This is a genomic window from Bacillus sp. AFS073361 (genome assembly GCF_002567005.1).
Classification (GTDB): domain Bacteria; phylum Bacillota; class Bacilli; order Bacillales; family Cytobacillaceae; genus Neobacillus.
Genome location: NZ_NUZU01000009.1, coordinates 24,665 through 42,655 on the forward strand (window position 1 = coordinate 24,665; position 17,991 = coordinate 42,655).

22 protein-coding genes are annotated in these 17,991 nt (G+C 39.0%); 18 read left to right on the top strand and 4 right to left on the bottom strand.

The window, feature by feature from the left end:
* The first annotated feature begins 21 nt into the window (after positions 1-21).
* From COJ96_RS05420 to COJ96_RS05430, 3 genes are all read left to right on the top strand, one after another.
* The gene (locus COJ96_RS05420) at positions 22-600 is read left to right on the top strand and encodes an SCO family protein (protein WP_098571963.1); all 579 of its coding nucleotides are present in this window, start codon (positions 22-24) and stop codon (positions 598-600) included.
* A 105-nt stretch (positions 601-705) separates the two neighbouring features.
* Positions 706-1,536 (top strand): SGNH/GDSL hydrolase family protein, encoded by an 831-nt coding sequence (locus COJ96_RS05425; protein ID WP_257148443.1) that lies wholly within the window; start codon positions 706-708, stop codon positions 1,534-1,536.
* Entirely contained in the window at positions 1,537-2,112 is a 576-nt protein-coding gene (locus tag COJ96_RS05430; RefSeq protein WP_098571964.1) for a YpmS family protein, read from the top strand.
* 29 nt (positions 2,113-2,141) lie between these two features.
* On the opposite strand, the gene COJ96_RS05435 is transcribed toward COJ96_RS05430, so the two are convergent.
* The gene (locus COJ96_RS05435) at positions 2,142-2,894 is read right to left on the bottom strand and encodes a DUF4397 domain-containing protein (protein ID WP_098571965.1); all 753 of its coding nucleotides are present in this window, start codon (positions 2,892-2,894) and stop codon (positions 2,142-2,144) included.
* Positions 2,895-3,236: 342 nt separating this feature from the next.
* Here COJ96_RS05435 and rsgA point away from each other — a divergent pair, with 342 nt between their 5' ends.
* The 3 genes from rsgA to msrB all read left to right on the top strand — a co-directional run bounded on the left by rsgA (position 3,237) and on the right by msrB (position 5,401).
* Positions 3,237-4,304, top strand: coding sequence for a ribosome small subunit-dependent GTPase A (gene rsgA / locus COJ96_RS05440; RefSeq protein WP_098571966.1), 1,068 nt, complete (start codon positions 3,237-3,239; stop codon positions 4,302-4,304).
* 181 nt (positions 4,305-4,485) lie between these two features.
* On the top strand, positions 4,486-4,977 hold the full coding sequence (gene msrA / locus COJ96_RS05445) for a peptide-methionine (S)-S-oxide reductase MsrA (protein ID WP_373561656.1): 492 nt from the start codon (positions 4,486-4,488) through the stop codon (positions 4,975-4,977).
* Positions 4,967-5,401, top strand: a complete 435-nt coding sequence (gene msrB, locus COJ96_RS05450; protein WP_098571968.1) for a peptide-methionine (R)-S-oxide reductase MsrB — start codon at positions 4,967-4,969, stop codon at positions 5,399-5,401. The genes msrA and msrB overlap by 11 nt, the downstream gene beginning before the upstream one ends.
* Before the next feature lie 44 nt (positions 5,402-5,445).
* Here msrB and COJ96_RS05455 read toward each other — a convergent pair whose 3' ends face one another.
* Complete coding sequence (locus tag COJ96_RS05455) at positions 5,446-6,036, bottom strand: DUF502 domain-containing protein (RefSeq protein ID WP_098571969.1); 591 nt, start codon at positions 6,034-6,036, stop codon at positions 5,446-5,448.
* Positions 6,037-6,227: 191 nt separating this feature from the next.
* Here COJ96_RS05455 and COJ96_RS29560 point away from each other — a divergent pair, with 191 nt between their 5' ends.
* A complete protein-coding gene (locus tag COJ96_RS29560) occupies positions 6,228-6,302 on the top strand; it encodes a YjcZ family sporulation protein (RefSeq protein WP_142332963.1) in 75 nt (24 codons plus the stop codon).
* Between the two features lie 62 nt (positions 6,303-6,364).
* On the opposite strand, the gene COJ96_RS05465 is transcribed toward COJ96_RS29560, so the two are convergent.
* Complete coding sequence (locus tag COJ96_RS05465; protein WP_483861179.1) at positions 6,365-7,717, bottom strand: TrkH family potassium uptake protein; 1,353 nt, start codon at positions 7,715-7,717, stop codon at positions 6,365-6,367.
* A 190-nt stretch (positions 7,718-7,907) separates the two neighbouring features.
* On the opposite strand from COJ96_RS05465, the gene COJ96_RS05470 reads away from it, so the two are divergent.
* From COJ96_RS05470 to COJ96_RS05515, 10 genes are all read left to right on the top strand, one after another.
* Positions 7,908-9,242 carry an aspartate aminotransferase family protein gene (locus COJ96_RS05470; RefSeq protein ID WP_098571972.1) on the top strand — a complete coding sequence of 445 codons (1,335 nt, stop codon included), beginning with the start codon at positions 7,908-7,910 and terminating at the stop codon, positions 9,240-9,242.
* Positions 9,243-9,265: 23 nt separating this feature from the next.
* Positions 9,266-9,958: a CoA transferase subunit A gene (locus tag COJ96_RS05475; protein ID WP_098571973.1), complete on the top strand. Its 693-nt coding sequence runs from the start codon at positions 9,266-9,268 to the stop codon at positions 9,956-9,958.
* Entirely contained in the window at positions 9,943-10,608 is a 666-nt protein-coding gene (locus COJ96_RS05480) for a 3-oxoacid CoA-transferase subunit B (RefSeq protein WP_098571974.1), read from the top strand. The genes COJ96_RS05475 and COJ96_RS05480 overlap by 16 nt, the downstream gene beginning before the upstream one ends.
* Before the next feature lie 43 nt (positions 10,609-10,651).
* Positions 10,652-11,905, top strand: a complete 1,254-nt coding sequence (locus tag COJ96_RS05485) for a peptidase (protein ID WP_098571981.1) — start codon at positions 10,652-10,654, stop codon at positions 11,903-11,905.
* A gap of 124 nt (positions 11,906-12,029) precedes the next feature.
* The gene (gene ablB / locus COJ96_RS05490; protein ID WP_098571975.1) at positions 12,030-12,884 is read left to right on the top strand and encodes a putative beta-lysine N-acetyltransferase; all 855 of its coding nucleotides are present in this window, start codon (positions 12,030-12,032) and stop codon (positions 12,882-12,884) included.
* A gap of 63 nt (positions 12,885-12,947) precedes the next feature.
* Complete coding sequence (locus COJ96_RS05495; protein WP_098571976.1) at positions 12,948-14,345, top strand: sigma-54 interaction domain-containing protein; 1,398 nt, start codon at positions 12,948-12,950, stop codon at positions 14,343-14,345.
* Positions 14,346-14,468: 123 nt separating this feature from the next.
* The gene (kamA, locus tag COJ96_RS05500) at positions 14,469-15,908 is read left to right on the top strand and encodes a lysine 2,3-aminomutase (RefSeq protein ID WP_098571977.1); all 1,440 of its coding nucleotides are present in this window, start codon (positions 14,469-14,471) and stop codon (positions 15,906-15,908) included.
* An 11-nt stretch (positions 15,909-15,919) separates the two neighbouring features.
* Positions 15,920-16,204: a YokU family protein gene (locus COJ96_RS05505; RefSeq protein WP_098571978.1), complete on the top strand. Its 285-nt coding sequence runs from the start codon at positions 15,920-15,922 to the stop codon at positions 16,202-16,204.
* 119 nt (positions 16,205-16,323) lie between these two features.
* Positions 16,324-16,548, top strand: coding sequence for a YozE family protein (locus tag COJ96_RS05510; protein ID WP_231507623.1), 225 nt, complete (start codon positions 16,324-16,326; stop codon positions 16,546-16,548).
* A 125-nt stretch (positions 16,549-16,673) separates the two neighbouring features.
* Positions 16,674-17,369 carry a hypothetical protein gene (locus COJ96_RS05515; RefSeq protein WP_098571982.1) on the top strand — a complete coding sequence of 232 codons (696 nt, stop codon included), beginning with the start codon at positions 16,674-16,676 and terminating at the stop codon, positions 17,367-17,369.
* On the opposite strand, the gene COJ96_RS28465 is transcribed toward COJ96_RS05515, so the two are convergent.
* On the bottom strand, positions 17,370-17,537 hold the full coding sequence (locus COJ96_RS28465) for a hypothetical protein (RefSeq protein WP_180229994.1): 168 nt from the start codon (positions 17,535-17,537) through the stop codon (positions 17,370-17,372).
* 197 nt (positions 17,538-17,734) lie between these two features.
* Between COJ96_RS28465 and COJ96_RS05520 the strand changes: the two genes are divergently transcribed.
* A complete protein-coding gene (locus COJ96_RS05520; protein WP_098571979.1) occupies positions 17,735-17,908 on the top strand; it encodes a YozD family protein in 174 nt (57 codons plus the stop codon).
* Positions 17,909-17,991: the final 83 nt, after the last annotated feature.

The following is a 17,991-nucleotide window of genomic DNA, read 5'->3' on the forward strand; positions in this document are numbered from 1 at the left end:
ATAAAGGTTGCAGGTGATCGTATGAAAGCAAGGTTTTTATTAATTATCGTGGTTCTATCTACTTTGATCATGACGGCATGTGGACAAAAAGAAATAGAAAATGCAGTCGATTGGCCTGTAAAGGAGTTTACAGCTACTAATCAAGACAATAAATCCTTTGGTTTAAAGGATTTAAAGGGAAAAGTATGGATATCAGACTTTATTTTCACCAGCTGTGCAGATGTCTGTCCACCGATGACAGCGAATCTGACGAAATTACAAAAAATGGTCAAGGATGAAGGATTGAAGAATATTGAATTTGTTTCATTCAGTGTCGATCCAACGGTAGATACGCCGGAAGTAATGACACGTTATGCCGAGCAATTTCAAGTCGATTTTAATAATTGGACCTTCCTGACAGGGTACTCACAGGCATATATTGAAAACTTTGCTTTGAAAAATTATAAAGCATTGGTTAAAAAGCCTCAAGAGGGAAATCAGGTCATCCATGGGACTTCCCTTTATTTAGTAGACCAGGAAGGACATATTCGAAAATCTTATGATGGGTACAAGGATGTTCCATTTGATGAAATAATTGAAGATATGAAAACATTACAATAGACCTTTGGACGGGTCTATTTTTTTTGGCAGGAATAGGATATAGTACATATTGTTTTGAATGATTAAAGCCGTGCTATAATAAAAATAATTTAGAAGGTAGGTGAAATGAAGATGAAAAAGTTGTTCCCCCTTCTAATTCTCTCGGTATTATTCCTATGTTCATGTAATCCAGTTGACCAGTTGACACTACATTCTGAAAAGAAAACTGCTGCACAAGCCTTTGCACAAGTTCCCGCTGATTTTGTTCCCCGTAAATTAACTGTCTTAGCTGCGGGCGATTCACTTACCCAAGGGGTAGGCGATAGTACTAACAAAGGCGGCTACTTGCCATATTTAGAAACGATGCTTGAAAAAGAAAAGGGAATCAAGGAAGTTAATTTCTATAATTATGGTGTGAAAGGCAATCGAACAACTCAACTGTTAAAAAGATTGAAAACATCAGAACTGAAAGGTGCGCTTAAAAAGGCAGATTTGGTTATCTTAACAATTGGCGGAAACGATATCATGAAAGTAGTTAAGGATAATATTGCAAACCTTCAACTATCTAAGTTTACTGCTGAAAAAGAATCCTATTATAATCATTTAACGCAAATTTTGGACCTTATTCATCAGGAGAATCCCCATGCACAGGTGGTTTTAGTGGGATTGTACAATCCATTTTCTAAGTGGTTTTCAGAAATAAAAGAGTTGGATGAGATTGTAGCTGACTGGAATAAAACGGGGCAATTGGTCATTTCCAATTATCCAAATGCCTATTTTGTTCCAATTGAAGATATGTTTTTAAATGCAACAGAAGACCTTTTATTTACTGATAATTTCCATCCAAATGACAAAGGCTATGAGTTGATTGCACAAAGGTTGAATGAGACCTTAGAAGAACAAGTATTACCTGGATTGGATAAGCCCCCATATATGGTTAATACAGAGGAGAATTAGATGAAAAACAAATGGAAAATTGGATTCCTCATCTTGCTGGGAATCAACCTTTTGTTCGCTATTATTATTTTGTCCCTGATGATGTTCCCATCGGAAGGCCCGGAAACCAGCAAATCGAAGGGGCTGGTGGGTGAACATGTTTCCTTTCATGTTAAATCCAACAAGAATGATTTAAATCAGTTAATTAATCATTATCTTAAAGAAGAGGCTTTGGGATCGATTGACTATCAAGTCGTTCTGGGGGATGATGTAGAACTGTATGGTACTTTACCGTTTTTTAGTGAAGAATTAAATATGAAATTAACGTTTAAACCGAATGCCCTTGAAAATGGTGATTTGGTATTAAAGCAAAAATCAATGACAATCGGGAGTTTACACCTTCCCATTTCATATGTCCTAAATTTTATTAGTAATAATTATAAAATCCCAAAAGGTGTTGAGATCAGACCTAAAGATCGATTGATTTATATTAATATGCAACAATTGAAATTAAAAAGTGATATTAAGCTAAAAGCGGACAAATTTGACCTGAAAAAGGATGACATTAGGTTTACGATATTAGTACCAGTGAAATAGGTGCCTCGTTATACTAGAGGCACCTATATTTAATCCTTAATTTTGATGAATTGGAATGCTGGTTCATTGTTAGTAAGTCCAACGAACACAATCGTATAGCTTTCATTTGGTAAAAATTGAACTCTGGACATCGGTAAGAGTACGTTTTTTGTGTCTGCCTCCCTAATCTCCAAATCTACTGTCATTGGTGTTAATCCTAAATAATCAGTAGCCTGCTTATAAGAAACTTTTGGGAAAACCACATCCCTGTCTTTCACTGCAATATCTAATGGCGGGGTATCTGGTGATAAGTTGATAAAGCGAACTTTTGATTCATTTGCTGGGACTGCTGGTTTATTCTGAAAAACTAACAAACGCATTTTCTTCACAGTGTCAATGGTTGCAAGTGTGTACGAGTTTCCAGGTTCAACGGTAATCTTTTTATTTAAAACACTGTCGACCATATTTCCCGCTGGGTAAATATCAATATGATGTTTTCCTGCTTTTAATGATAGGTAACTACTTACATTATTAAATGGTAAGCCCCTTATCACTCGGTGCCCATCAATATAAATATCAACGTTTGGGGAGTCAGGAGAGGTATGAAGAACGCGAATAGTCGCTTCTCCTTGGACTGGTTGGGGATTTGTTCTCATGAAGTTCATCGCTTTATTCATATATTGGATGTGCTTTAGGTAGTAATGCATGTGTAAATTTGGAAACGAATATTTATAAAATTGAGCCAACAAGTCATACATAGCTGCTTTTTGAAGATAATCGGGATAAGTTCTTTCCTCGGACATATTATCAACTCCTATCTAATGGATTACATCATAATTTATTCAAGCTTAAATAGGTAGGTGTCTAACTTCTTTTGCACAAATTTGAGATTTTTTTCCTCTTTATATTTACAAATGGAAATATTACACATATACTTAAAACAAATATATTTGAAAGTGGGTGACGTGCAATGTTAGATGAAACAATGAAAGCAATCAGTCAGTTGAATATTGTTAGTTGCACAGCCCAATGTCTACCTCGTTAGGGTTCCTTTGTACATTTATTCCAATAGTGAATAAACCATGGGCTGTGTGTGCCTATGGTTTTTTATTATGTAAAAATAATGATTCGCTGGAGGAAAATAAATGAATTTAGTAGCAATGGGGTTAACTGAAACGGTAAAACAACATTTTGATCATTTAAATACAAATGAAGAAATAATTCTAGGTCGTGTCGCACTTGAACATAAACATATGTATCGGGTCTGGACAGAGCAGGGGGAATTATTGTGTGAGGTATCCGGGAGATTTAGTTTTAATGCCCTTAACCGAGAGGACTTCCCAGCTGTTGGTGATTGGGTTGCACTAAAGCCGAGGTGCAACGAAGGTAAAGGAACGATTTTAGCCATCATGCCGCGGAATAGTAAGTTCTCAAGAAAGTCAGCAGGCTTAACATCAGAAGAGCAAATAGTGGCCACCAACGTCGACACAGTGTTTCTGGTCAATTCATTAAATGATGATTTGAATTTAAGGAGAATTGAACGCTATCTATTGCTTGCATGGGAAAGTGGGGCAAATCCTGTAATTGTTTTGAGTAAAGCAGACCTTTGTCAGGATCTTGATCGTAAGTTAGCTGAGGTTGAAGCAGTAAGTATGGGAGTTCCTGTGCTTGCTGTGAGTGCAGAAACGGAGAGTGGTTTAGAGAAATTAGAACCATTCTTGCAGCCGGGAAAAACAATTGCTTTGCTTGGATCCTCAGGTGTAGGAAAATCAACATTAACGAATCGCCTATTAGGTGAGGAAAAACAAGTGGTTCAGGATATCCGCTCGGCAGATGGTAAAGGACGTCATACTACGACGCACCGTGAACTAATCCCTCTTCCCAATGGCTGTGTCTTGATTGATACGCCAGGAATGAGGGAATTGCAGCTTTGGGAAAGCACGGACGGTTTATCGGAAACCTTTTCAGACATAGAAGAACTAGCCACCTCGTGCCGCTACCGGGATTGTCATCATATGAATGAGCCTGGCTGTGCGGTGGTGAGGGCGATTGAAGAAGGATTGGTAGCAGCTGAACGGTTAACAAGCTACAATAAACTGCAAAAAGAATTAGCATTTATTGAACGAAAGGCGGATAAACGGGCCCAAGCTGAAGTTAAAAGGCAATGGAAAAGTTTGAACAAACAAATGAAACAGCAACGAAAAAGCTATTAAAGGAAAGCTGAACAAGTTAGTCGAAATTGACCATGACTTGCTCAGCTTTTTTATGGTCCTTGAAATTGTATTTTTACTAAATCTTTCTGTATACTTTTAATCAAGAAAATATAGTTAAAGGGGTGGGACCTTGGAAAAGTCATTTCAAGTTGCAACATTTGCTGGCGGTTGTTTTTGGTGTATGGTGAAACCATTTGATGAACAGCCAGGAATTAAAAGTGTTATTTCTGGCTACACAGGGGGAACGGTTGAAAACCCGACATACCAACAAGTATGCTCAGATACAACCGGCCACTTTGAAGCAGTCCAGATTACGTATGATCCAGAGATATTTCCCTATCAGAAATTACTGGAGTTATTTTGGCAGCAAATCGACCCGACCGACCCAGGCGGGCAATTCTATGATCGTGGGCAGTCATATCAAACGGCGATTTTCTATCATGATGAGAACCAAAAAGAACTTGCTGAACAGTCCAAACAAGCATTACAAGAAAGCGGTCGTTTTAGTAAGCCGATTGTTACACCAATTTTGCCTGCAAAGACCTTCTATCCAGCTGAAGACTATCATCAGCTGTATTATAAGAAAAATCGGGCCCATTATGAGTCCTATCATGTAGGCTCGGGACGTGCGGGCTTTATTCAAAGTCATTGGGGGGAGAAATATGAAAAGTAAAGACCAATTGAAAAAGGAATTAACTCCAATTCAATATGAAGTTACGCAAAACAATGGCACCGAACCACCATTCCGAAATGAATATTGGAACGAAACGCGAGAGGGCATCTATGTGGATCTTGTTTCGGGGAAACCGTTATTTAGTTCATTGGATAAATTCGATGCTGGCTGTGGGTGGCCGAGCTTTACAAAACCGATTCAAGATGAAGAAGTGATTGAAAAAGCTGACTTTAGTCATTTTATGACACGGACCGAAGTAAGAAGTAAAGAAGCCGATTCCCATTTAGGACATGTATTTAACGACGGACCAGCGCCAACTGGGTTGAGGTATTGTATTAATTCTGCCGCTTTGCGGTTTATTCCAAGTGATAAACTCGAAGAGGAAGGGTACGGAGAGTTCGCAAAGCTATTCGAATCAAAATAAAAAGCCGCGCTATGCGGCTTTTTTCAATTTTACTGGCTGATGACCTATTTTGACTTTTGTTTAGAAGTTGATGTCATCCCGCCTGAAAGAATGAATTTCATCGCATCCTCGGGCTTAACGTCAATAATTTCGACTTGTTCCTTGGGAATTAAAAACGTGAACCCGGCCACTTGAAAGGTTTGTGGAATATAAACGGCCACATGGTCTTTTAAAGGAGAATAAAAGTCCTCTAATTGTTCAGAAGTAATAAAACCGAGACTGCGCATTTCGGTTCCTGGAATCACAACTAAGGCCACTTTAGAAAAAGATTTTTTCTCACCAAGAAAGGATTGCACGGTGTCCTTAATAACGGAATAGATTGTTTTAACAACTGGAATTTTATCGAGAAGCCGATCAATTAACCTGATGATCTTTCCTGAGATATATTTTGTGGATAGCCAGCCCAATATTGTAATTAAAATAAGGGTCGACAGTAAGCCAATGCCAGGGATGTAATCCTCTTTTAAATACGGCCTCAGTGTATTTCCCAATAAACCGTCTAAAAATAGAAAGGTTTTGTAAATGACATAGACCACGAGGATAATAGGGACAATCGTTAAAATACCGTTAATAAAGTTTTTCACTATCGATTTCATCGTTTCACCTACAATTTTTATCATTGTCTAACATAATATAGGCGAATGCACATGCGGGTCAAGTACCTACTACATATTGTATCAGTGTTAAGAAACAATTTTGCGAGGAGTGAATGTGCATGTTTTACGGACATGGTGGTTTTGGTGGTTGTGGTTGTGGATACCCTGCATATCCAGTAGGAGGCTGCGGAATCGGCGGTGGGTTTGCGTTAATTGTCGTTCTCTTTATCCTATTGATCATTATCGGAGCAAGCTGGGGCTGTTAATAGTGAACTAAAGGCTGACTCAAAACGAGTCAGCCATTTTCAATTCTTTGCAATTTTTTATATTACCCAATCGTTACTTTTTCCTTCGGATATTTGATCTTTTCCTTACTTCCTTTGCCTCTTAAAATAAGTAAACAAGTAACAATTCCGACTCTCCCAATAAACATAAGGATAATAATTAGAATTTGGCCAAATGTAGACAAACGAGGTGTTAACCCCAGCGATAACCCATTCGTCCCGAAAGCAGATGAAACCTCGAAGATAACCTCAAGAACAGTGCCGTTTTCAGTAATCGATAATACTAAAATAGAAAATAAACATAATAGCGCACCTGTCGTGATGACAATAAAGGATTTCAGAACATCCTCACTTAACAATTCACGTCTAAAGATCTTGATTGAACTTTTTCCTTGAGCATAAAATACAATGGCTAAAATGATAATAGCAAACGTAGTCGTTCGGATTCCACCGCTTGCACTACTAGGAGAGCCTCCAATAAACATTAAAATGGACAAGAACAGTTGGTTGCTCGGTGTTAAGTCATTAATATTCATGGTTGCTAAGCCCGCACTTTTGGTAGTCACCGAATTAAATAACGAGTAGAAAAAGGATTGATGCCAACTTTTATCTGTAAAAAAGTGTTGACTATCAAAAATATATATAACTATAGCTCCAATTACGGTAAGAAGGACAAATGTTATGGTTGTTAACTTTGTATATAAAGTAAAATGAAATTTCTTCCTCCTATTAAGGTTTATTAAGAATTCATAAACCTCCACCATCACTGGAAAGCCAATCGCTCCCACAATCATCAATACAATAATAACCGACTGTACATAATAATCCCCGCTAAATGGACTGAGTGACTCATCTGTCAAATCAAATCCCGCATTGGTCGTGGCGCTGATGGATGCGAAAAATCCATGTTTAAATGCAGATAATATTCCGTCGTAATAATTCAAAAAACGAATCCCTAAAATGATTCCACCCACAAATTCAAACGAGATAAAAATAATTAATATTCGTTTTGCCAATTGGACCAGTCCAGAGAGTTTCGATTGATTTTGATCAATCATAATCAATTGACGTTCTTTTAAGCCTACCTTTTTGCCAAGCATAATCCAAAGGAATGTACTTAAAGACATGACCCCTAATCCACCCAATTGGAGAATTAAGCATAGGAGGAAAATTCCAAAGTTGCTAAAAGTATCTTTAATGGAAATCACACTTAACCCGGTAACACTTATAGCACTAGCCGAGGTAAACATGGCATCAATAAAGCTGAGTTTAACATCCTCGCGGTGGGCCATCGGGATTTTTAATAATAGTGTTGAAATGACTAAAGCAGATAAATAAAAAATAACGATTAATTGTACCGTTGAAATCTCTTTTGTTTTTAACTTTATTTTTTTGATTGCGCTCATCGGATTCATTCCTTCTGTATTCTAAAAGTAATTCTATATGAATCAATATGAAATGTAAAAGAATCCTTTTATTTAACAGACTTGGTTTCTGCTTTTCTTTGTAAATAACACGAAAGAAACATATCAACCATTCATACAATTTCTATAAGGACGGCTTAACTTATAAAGGAAGTGAATCCCTTTGGATCGAACTTTTCTCATAAAACCAATTCTCGATGACAAATATCCCGTCATTGACTATGGCCAAGGAATTTATTTATTTGATACAGATGGAAAAAAGTACTTAGACGCTGCTTCCGGTGCCGTAACAGCTAATATTGGTCATGGTGTTCCAGAAATCATCGAAGCAATGAATGAACAAGCGAAAAAGGTTTCATTTGTGTATCGCTCCCAATTTACAAGTAAGACAGCTGAAAATTTAGCGGAAAAGATGGCAGATATGCTTCCTGGTGATTTGAATTGGTGCTTCTTTGTGAACAGTGGTTCTGAGGCTACTGAAACGGCGATGAAAATGGCGATTCAGTATTGGCAGGAAAAGGGGGTGCAAACGAAATCAAAGGTGCTTTCAAGATGGGTGAGTTACCACGGGATAACCCTTGGAGCACTATCCATGTCAGGGCATACAGGAAGGAGAGCAAGATTTGTTCCACTTTTAGAGGATTTCCCAGTTATTCATCCCCCTTATTGCTACCGTTGCCCATTTAACCTCGATCCAACAAATTGTAATTACCTATGTGCCCATGAGCTAGAAACGGCGATTAAGCGAATCGGCGCTGATCAAATTGCGGCTTTTATCGCTGAACCAGTGATTGGTGCTGCAGGAGGAGCCATATCCCCACCCTCTGGCTATTACAAAATTTTAAAGCAAATTTGTGAGGAGAATGACATTCTTTTTATTGCAGATGAAGTCATGACAGGGTGTGGCAGAACAGGTACCATGCTGGCATGTGAACAATGGGGAATCATCCCTGATATTGTCGCCTTAGGAAAAGGGATGGGTGCGGGGTATGCGCCGATTGCCGCCGCTATTGCTAGTGACAAAGTTATCGAACCGATATTGGCTGGTACAAAAGTCGTAATGAGTGGTCATACCTTGAGTGCAAATCCGCAGGCATGTGCGGCTGCTTTTGCGGTCCTTCAATATTTAGAGGAAAACAATATCATTCAGGAGGTTGAAAATAAGGGGAATTATTTACGGGGCCAACTTGAAAATTTAAAGCAACACTACTCATTTATTGGTGATGTCCGCGGCAAAGGATTATTGCTAGGAATCGAGTTTGTTCAGAATTCTGCAACCAAAACCCCATTCCCTAGAAGCGCGCATGTAACACAAAGAATGGTTGAAGTGGCCAAGGAAAAAGGGCTGATTGTCTATCCAGCTGGTGCAGGAATGGATGGAATAAATGGTGACTCAATCATTATTTCTCCACCATTAACCATCACACAAAAAGAGATGGATGATCTGGTCAAATTACTAAAAGAAACATTTAGGGACTTCTTAAAGTCAACAGAATGAATGAAGAAAGGGGGGAAACTGGAATGGAAAATCCATTTGGAAAGGTAACTTCATTAGAGGCAGTCATGGAATATTTCCATGATGGAATGACATTAATGTTTGGCGGGTTTGGAGGGGTAGGCTCACCTCCTGACATAATTGATGGCATTCTTGAAAAAGGAGTTCGTGATCTTACATTAATAGGGAACGATACAGGATTCCCGCATATTGGCATTGGAAAATTAGTGAGCCAACAAAGAGCATCGAAAGTTATCGCATCTCATATCGGTTCCAATCCGTTTGCAGGACAGTTGATGCATGATGGAAAACTAGAGGTGGAATTTTCTCCACAGGGAATATTAGCTGAAAGAATCCGTGCCGGTGGTGTCGGACTGCCTGCGATTCTTTCTGATATCGGTTTGGACAATGAATTGGTTGTGAAAGACAAACCCTATATTTCTTTAGCAGATAGGAGGTATTTGCTTGAAACGGCCCTAACTGCGGAGGTGTCCATTGTTTATGCGAAAAAAGCCGACGAGTATGGGAATCTAATTTATGACAAAAGTGCCCGCAATACTAATCCACTCGTTGCCATGGCAGGGGATATCACAATTGCGGAAGTAGAAGAAATTGTTCCTTTAGGCACTCTTTCCCCCGACGCCATTATTACCCCTGGAGTGTTCGTGGATTATGTGATTTTGTCGAAGGGGGTCAATTGGAAATGGGCATGGGAGTAGATGTTCGAAATCAAATGGCGAAAAGAGCCGCAGAGGAAATTCATACCGGTATGGTTGTCAACTTAGGAATTGGTATTCCATCGCTTGTTCCGAATCATCTTTCAAGTGAGACAAAAGTGATGTTCCATGCGGAAAACGGTATTACCGGGATGGGTCCTAGCCCAAGTAAGGGTAAAGAAGATGAAAACTTATGTAATGCAGGAGGATTTCCAGTTACTTTGACTAAGGGCGGGTCTTATTGTGACAGTGCGATTTCGTTCGGGATGATTCGCCGGGGCAGAGTGGATTTAACCATTTTAGGATCGCTGCAGGTAAGTAATAGAGGAGACCTTGCTAACTGGATTGTCCCCGGGAAAAAAGTTCCAGGAATGGGCGGAGCCATGGAACTTGCGCAAAAAGCGAAAAAAGTCATTGTGGTTATGAATCACTGTGACAAACAAGGGAATCCCAAAATTGTTTCTTCTTGCACATTACCGTTAACTTCATCCGCCTGTGTGGACTTAATTATAACTGAATTAGCTGTTTTCAGGGTAACGGAAGAGGGTTTGCTATTAACAGAATTATTTGCCCCATACAGTTTAGAAACGGTTGTCACTAAAACTGGATGCGAATTCAAAATACGGGAAACTGTTCGTATGATTCCATATTAAGCAGAAGCGTTCTGAAGGAGTGAATCGTTTGAACAATAATGAAATGCGAATCAAACAGTGGATTAAAGAGAATCGAGCTCGTGGAGCGCGATTGTTACAAATAATGGTGCGAGAAAATAGCACTCGGGGAAACGAAAGTAGTACACAAGCAATTATCATTGAAAAATGCAGACAGTTAGGCTTAACCCTTGATATTTGGGAAATCGGCGGTAATGAGTTGACATCCCACCCAGCTTATTGCTGTGATCGAAAGAGTTTCGAAGGAAATCCAAATCTGGTGGCAGTGTTAAAAGGGACTGGCGGCGGGAAGTCGATGATTTTAAATGGCCATATTGATGTGGTCCCAGTTGGGGATGAAGCAAGTTGGAACCATGACCCGTTCAGTGGGACAATTGAGTGTGGCAAGCTGTATGGCAGAGGCGCGACAGATATGAAGGGCGGCAACGCAGCGTTATTAATGGCGATGGAGTCAATAATTGCGAATGGAATTAAACTGAAAGGTGATGTAATTTTTCAAAGTGTGATAGAAGAAGAAAGCGGCGGAGCTGGTACCCTTGCAGCTGTATTAAGAGGTTATCATGCGGATGGGGCCATAATTCCTGAACCGACCAATTTGAGAATATTCCCGAAACAACAAGGATCCATGTGGTTTAGAATATCTGTCAAAGGAAGGGCAGCACACGGGGGTACGAGGTACAAAGGAATCAGCGCGATTGAAAAAGCGCTCTTAGTCATTCAAAGATTACAACAATTAGAGAAAGATAGAAATGCAAGAATGACCGATCCACTCTTTGACAAAATCCCCATTCCAATACCCATTAATATCGGAAAGCTTTCAAGTGGCGAATGGCCTTCTTCGGTGCCTGACACCGCAGTGATCGAAGGCAGGATGGGCGTATCTCCGGAGGAAACGATTCAATCTGCACAGCTGGAGATGGAAAAGTGCTTGAGTGAATTAGGTAAACATGACGAGTGGCTCCTTGAGAATCCACTGAAATTAGAATGGTTTGGCGGAAGATGGCTGCCGGGAAGTCTCGAAAATGATCATCCTTTGATGGCAGAATTGACGAAGAGTTTTATAGAAGTTAAGGGGGATAGCCCGATCATCGAGGCAAGCCCATGGGGAACAGATGGCGGTATTCTTTCCACGATTGGTAATACTCCCGTTGTGGTATTCGGACCAGGAATAACAGAAACCGCGCACGATACCAATGAGCACATTATCCTCGAAGATATGTTTATTGCTAGTGAGATTATCGCGTTAACCCTTTTAAAATGGTGTGAGGCAGCTGAATAAGGAGCAGATTTTTTCCTATTTTATTCCCATAAAATTGATATAATTGATATAGAAATGTCTGGCTTTTTTAGGGCCAGACATTTCTTCAGAATGCTGGAAAAATAATCGAAATGAGGTGAACTCGATGAATCAAACAGCATCCACTATTTTTCTAGAAGAGGACCATTATTTCCTTGAGATTTATCTTGATCCATTTAATAAACGTATCCGTGTAGATGATTACCGCGGCAATACAAAATTGTTGATAGAGAAGGTCGAAGAACTCGTTCTCAAATACAAAGCTGAAAAATTAATTGTTAAAGTCCGTCGTGAAGATTACTTCACTTTCTTGGAAAAAGGTCTTCAGCCAGAAGCCGTGGTAGACCGTTATTTTCTTGGCTCGGATGCCCATTTTTTCTCAAAGTTTTACACCCTGGACCGTAAAAAAAATGATCATTGGGTGATTGAGGATGGAATGATTCATAGTATTTATCAATTAGACTCCACCGTTCAAAAGGCATACCCTCCGAAAGATTATGAATTAAGAAGGGCTGATGATAGTTGCGCCGAGGAACTTGCAGCACTATACAGTCAGGTTTTTCAAATTTATCCAACTCCATTACATGATCCCGAATATATTAAAAAGACAATGGAGGAAGGAACAATTTATTACACTTTCTTCCATTTAGGAAAAATTGTTAGTGCAGCTTCTGCAGAGGTTAATTCTCTTTATAAAAACGCAGAATTAACGGATTGTGCTACATTGACGGAACATCGAAAATACGGGTTGATGAAAATTATTCTTCAGGAACTAGAAGGAGAATTACAGAAAAATGGAATTTATTGTGCTTATTCCATTGCAAGGTCATTATCCTTTGGGATGAATGCTGTCTTATTTCAGCTAGGCTATTCCTACCGGGGAAGGTTTATGAACAATTGTTATATCTATGATAAGTTGGAAAATATGAATATGTGGGTAAAAAATCTGGCAAACTGCTAAAATTTCGGCCTGCTGTGCCAATTTTTCGGCACCATAAAGTAGAAAATGAAGGGTGGTGAAGGTATGGTTTTATTAACCACTTTAACGCAAGAAGTTTTAACCGCGATTCTAAAATGTATCGATGAAGGGATTCATGTAGTTAATACAGAGGGGAAAACCATTTTTTACAATGAAGTTGCGGCCACTCACGATGGCATGGATGTGAAGGAGGTCCAGGGAAAGTATTTACTTGACGCATTTCCTTCTCTAACTGAAGATTCGAGTACCTTGCTAAAAGTAATTAAAACGGGAAAGCCCATTTATAATCAAACACAGGTCTATATGAACTTGCATGGGACAAGGATTGATACCATGAACACCACCTTGCCGATCTTTCTCGGAAATGAAATTATTGGTGCGGTTGAAATCGCGAAAGATTATTCGCGGATGAAACTGCTCGCGGAGCGACTATTAGATTTACAAAAAGGATTAAATAAAAGTAGTAGAAAGAAGGCGTTGAAACAAGTTACTTATACTTTAAATGATCTATTGACGGTAAATCCAGGGTTTCAAAGGATGAAAGATGGGGCAAAGAAACTGGCAAAATCAGATGCTCCTATTCTTGTCTATGGTGAGTCGGGTACAGGGAAAGAATTATTTGTGCAAGGCATGCATCATGAATCCCATCGGTCCAATGCCCCGTTTATTGCCCAAAACTGTGCTGCCATCCCTGAAACACTATTAGAAAGTATCCTTTTTGGCACAGCAAAAGGAAGTTATACCGGTGCCATAGATCGCAAAGGACTATTTGAACTAGCAGATGGTGGTACGTTATTCCTGGATGAACTACATACGATGCCGATCGAGATCCAGGCGAAGCTCTTACGGGTTTTAGAGGATGGGATGGTAAGGAGGGTCGGAAGTTCACAAAGTATTTTGGTGAATGTCCGTGTGATTGCCGCCATGAATGTATCCCCAAGTAAGGCCCTCCAAGAGCAAACACTAAGAGCTGACCTTTATTACCGCCTAAATGTCTTTACCTTTTCTCTTCCCCCTTTAAGGGAGCGAAAAGAAGATATTCTTTTTTTAACAGCCTATTTTATTAAAGAATTTAACCAAAAACTCCACAAAAATATTAATGGATATGAGAAGAAGCTAGGGCTCTTCCTGACGAATTATCACTGGCCAGGGAATGTACGGGAATTAAAACACACAATTGAATATATGATGAATGTTTGTGAAGCAGGAGAGCAGTTGCGTTATGAAGATTTACCGAGTTTATTAAAACATCTTACTGGCACAGCCACAATTGACAGCGGCGAACAAGAAAATCTATCATTAAGGAAAAATCTCGAAAGATTAGAGAGGGATCTGATCATGAACGCCCTTGAATTATCTGAAGGAAATATTAATCAGGCTGCAAAGCTGTTAGAGATTCCTAGACAAACCTTACAATATAAATTGAAAAAAATAATAGACTAAGCCGCCGATTTTTCGGCGTATTTTTTTTGGCCAAAAACAACTAAAGTGAGTTCTAAGCCTTTTTATGACATTGGTATAAATCTTGCATATTATTTTAGTGAAGCAAGATGGGAGGAACTGACAATGAAACAATTTTTATATAAACCAAGCAGGCATTGGAAAGATATAGAGTTGTGGAAAGATGTGACCGAGGAGCAGTGGAACGATTGGCTTTGGCAGTTAACAAATACGATTCGAACGTTAGATGATTTGAAAAAGGTAATCAATTTAACGCCTGATGAAGAAGAAGGCGTAAGAATTTCAACGAAAACCATTCCCTTAAATATTACACCATATTATGCCTCCTTAATGAATCCAGACGATCCGCGCTGTCCAATCAGGATGCAATCAGTCCCGATTTCAAAGGAAATTTACAAAACCAAATATGATTTGGAAGACCCATTATATGAGGATGAAGATTCACCAGTCCCAGGATTAACACACCGTTATCCGGACCGGGTTCTTTTCTTGGTAACCAATCAATGTTCGATGTATTGCCGTTACTGTACAAGGAGACGTTTTTCAGGTCAAATTGGCATGGGGGTTCCTAAGAAGCAGCTAGATGCGGCCATTTCCTATATTAGAAAAACCCCGCAAGTTCGTGACGTTTTGATTTCAGGGGGGGATGGCCTGCTGATAAATGATAATATCTTGGAATACATCCTTAAAAACCTGCGAGAAATCGATCATATTGAAATAATCCGAATCGGAACACGAGCCCCTGTTGTGTTCCCACAGAGAATTACCGAAAACCTTTGTAATATTTTAAAGAAATATCATCCAATTTGGCTCAATACCCATTTTAATACTTCGATTGAAATTACAGAGGATTCTAAAAGAGCTTGTGAAATGCTGGCAAATGCCGGAGTTCCGGTTGGGAATCAGTCTGTTATCCTTGCTGGAATAAATGACAGTGTGCCTATTATGAAGAAACTCATGCATGATCTTGTCAAAATCCGCGTCCGCCCGTATTACATTTATCAATGTGATTTATCAGAGGGGATTGGTCATTTCCGTGCACCTGTCTCCAAAGGACTGGAAATTATTGAAGGTCTCCGCGGCCATACTTCTGGCTATGCAGTTCCAACTTTTGTTGTCGACGCACCTGGCGGGGGAGGTAAAATTGCCCTTCAGCCAAATTACCTAATCTCTCAAAGTCCGGAAAAGGTGATTCTCCGGAATTTTGAAGGGGTGATAACCTCCTACCCTGAACCGGAGAATTATGTCCCGGGAAGGGCGGAAGAATATTTTCAAGAGGTTTATCCGGATATGGAAGAGAAGCGTTCGCTTACAGGAATCGCAGGTATTATGAATGACCAGCATTTTAACCTTGTTCCTGAAGGGTTAACACGGCTAAATCGACGCAAAGATTATAACCAAGACCCTGCCCACACCACATTAAAGGATAAACGCAGCAAACGGGATGAATTAAAGGATAAGAAATTTAAGGCAGTGACGCAGAAAGAAATGGAAGGTCAGAAACCAGCCAATAAAGGAAAATCACCTGAAACAATGAAGGATTAGGAGGGGTGTAAATGAAAATTGAATGTGAGTGGTGTAATAGCTCAAATGTGGTGAGGTTAACAGATTCTGTGTTTTGGGAATTACCTGATGGGACACGGGCAATTGAAATATCAGAAACCCCTACCCATTCCTGCCCTGACTGTAAGATGGTTTATCAAAGTGAACCAATTGTAAAAGAAATTGAAAATCAGTTGTATTTAATTGATTGTAAGCAGCTTGGAAAAGTGGTCAGCTTTGAAGAATTAATGGCGATTCCGAGATTACTAAAGAAAAATTATTTTGATTTTTCATCATAACGAAGCAGCTCCACTAGCTAATTACTTTTAAACTATTTCATTCCAAAACGCTGGACGCCTATCATTGAATCCGTTATAGTATTTCTAAGAAATCTGGATGAGAAAGGCGTTTCGAAATGATCAAATCCTTTTACCATTTTTTAATGAAATATAGGCATCCAGCTCCAAAGGATGACATTAGTTTATTTGCGAATCATGCGTATTTAGATCATAGTTTTCCTAAAGTCTCGGAGGACTACGATGAAATCAGCTCTTATTTGGAGCTGAACGGTCATTATTTAGAATCCATGTCTGTTTTTGATGAGGCATGGCAGCAATATTTGTTAACTGAACGAAAAGAATAGGAAATTAGAATCGTCTCTTGATGGGGCGATTTTTTCATTTTACAAATGCCATGCGCTTTTATGTAAACGGTGCATATACTATTGTAATCAAAACTCACGACTTATTATTGAGAGGATGGGAGGAAATGGCAAATAGAAAAAAACCGAAGTTTAAGATCGGTGATACGGTCGTGATTACCATATATGGAACAGTTGGCAAGGTGACAGATGTAAAGTGGCTAGATGGGAAGTATGTATATGAAGTAAATAAAAGTGACGGATTATTCATTGAATCCGCCTTACAGTTACTTTCAGAATTTGAAGGCGTTGTGATGGAGAAAGAACAAATTGACATCGAATATAATTTTTTCTTCGGTGATCTAGTTCAAGTAAGCGGTTATGGCGCAGACTTGTTTAAAGTCGTAGGCTTCCGAACAGAAATTTGGCGCTATAAGGAAGATGCCTGGGAAGATGTCATTTATGAGTTATCACGGATTAGTGATGGTGAATGGCTTGAAGCAGGTGAAGAAGAATTAACACTTGTAGCCGATGCTGAAAATGCTGATACATTCATTCAAAAACTAGGTCTCCTATACTTAGTGAATAAGCAAGAAAAGGTAGTCGAAAATCCTAAAGTCCAGAACATGATCAGAAAAGCAGAATTTGAAGAAATTGAAAGAAAAAAAGAAAAGAAGGAACTAATTGACAATTTATTGGACATATTTAATGATTACCGAATTTTATATGAAATGTTTCAGGATCAGGAATATTATCAAGTCATGCGTGTGATTATCAGAAAATTAGAAAGTCTCGTCAGTAACGATGGCAAAAGCCATGTATAATTACCACTTTGAAATTTCAAAAAGTAAATAAACAACAAACGGGATACCTGCCCATTTAATGAGGGAAAACATTCCATCTAAAAACTTTTCCATTAATTGGAGAGTGAAACTATTCTCCCGATTCACATCATTAATCCATGCCTCTAATTTTAATTGTAAATTTGACATTCAAATCCACCCCTTGGAAAAATTCTTTTCATTCATCCTATGCTTGTCCAATCAAAAAAAGACATCATCCCCAGCTAAATTTTCCAAGTTTATTTTAGAAATTTGTTCACAACCAATGGATATTCCGTTTGCTCCTAAAGTATCTAGCATGAAAAAGCCAAGTACATCATACATTCTCTAAAAAGGGGGGCGATGCTATGAGAGAAATTGAAGTTTTTATTGATACCGAAGAGATTGCCGAATTTTTCTTTCATGAGCTTGTAAAAAGGGGATACGTTCCTAGCGAAGAAGAGCTAGAAGAAATTGCAGACATCACCTTCGAGTATCTAATTGAGAAGAGTATTATCGACGAAGAAGAAGATGATGAATAAAAAAGAGGAAAAGAAGTTTTCCTTTATTATAGATTAATACGAAAGACGAGCATTCAATGCTCGCTTCAGATTGTAGACAAAAG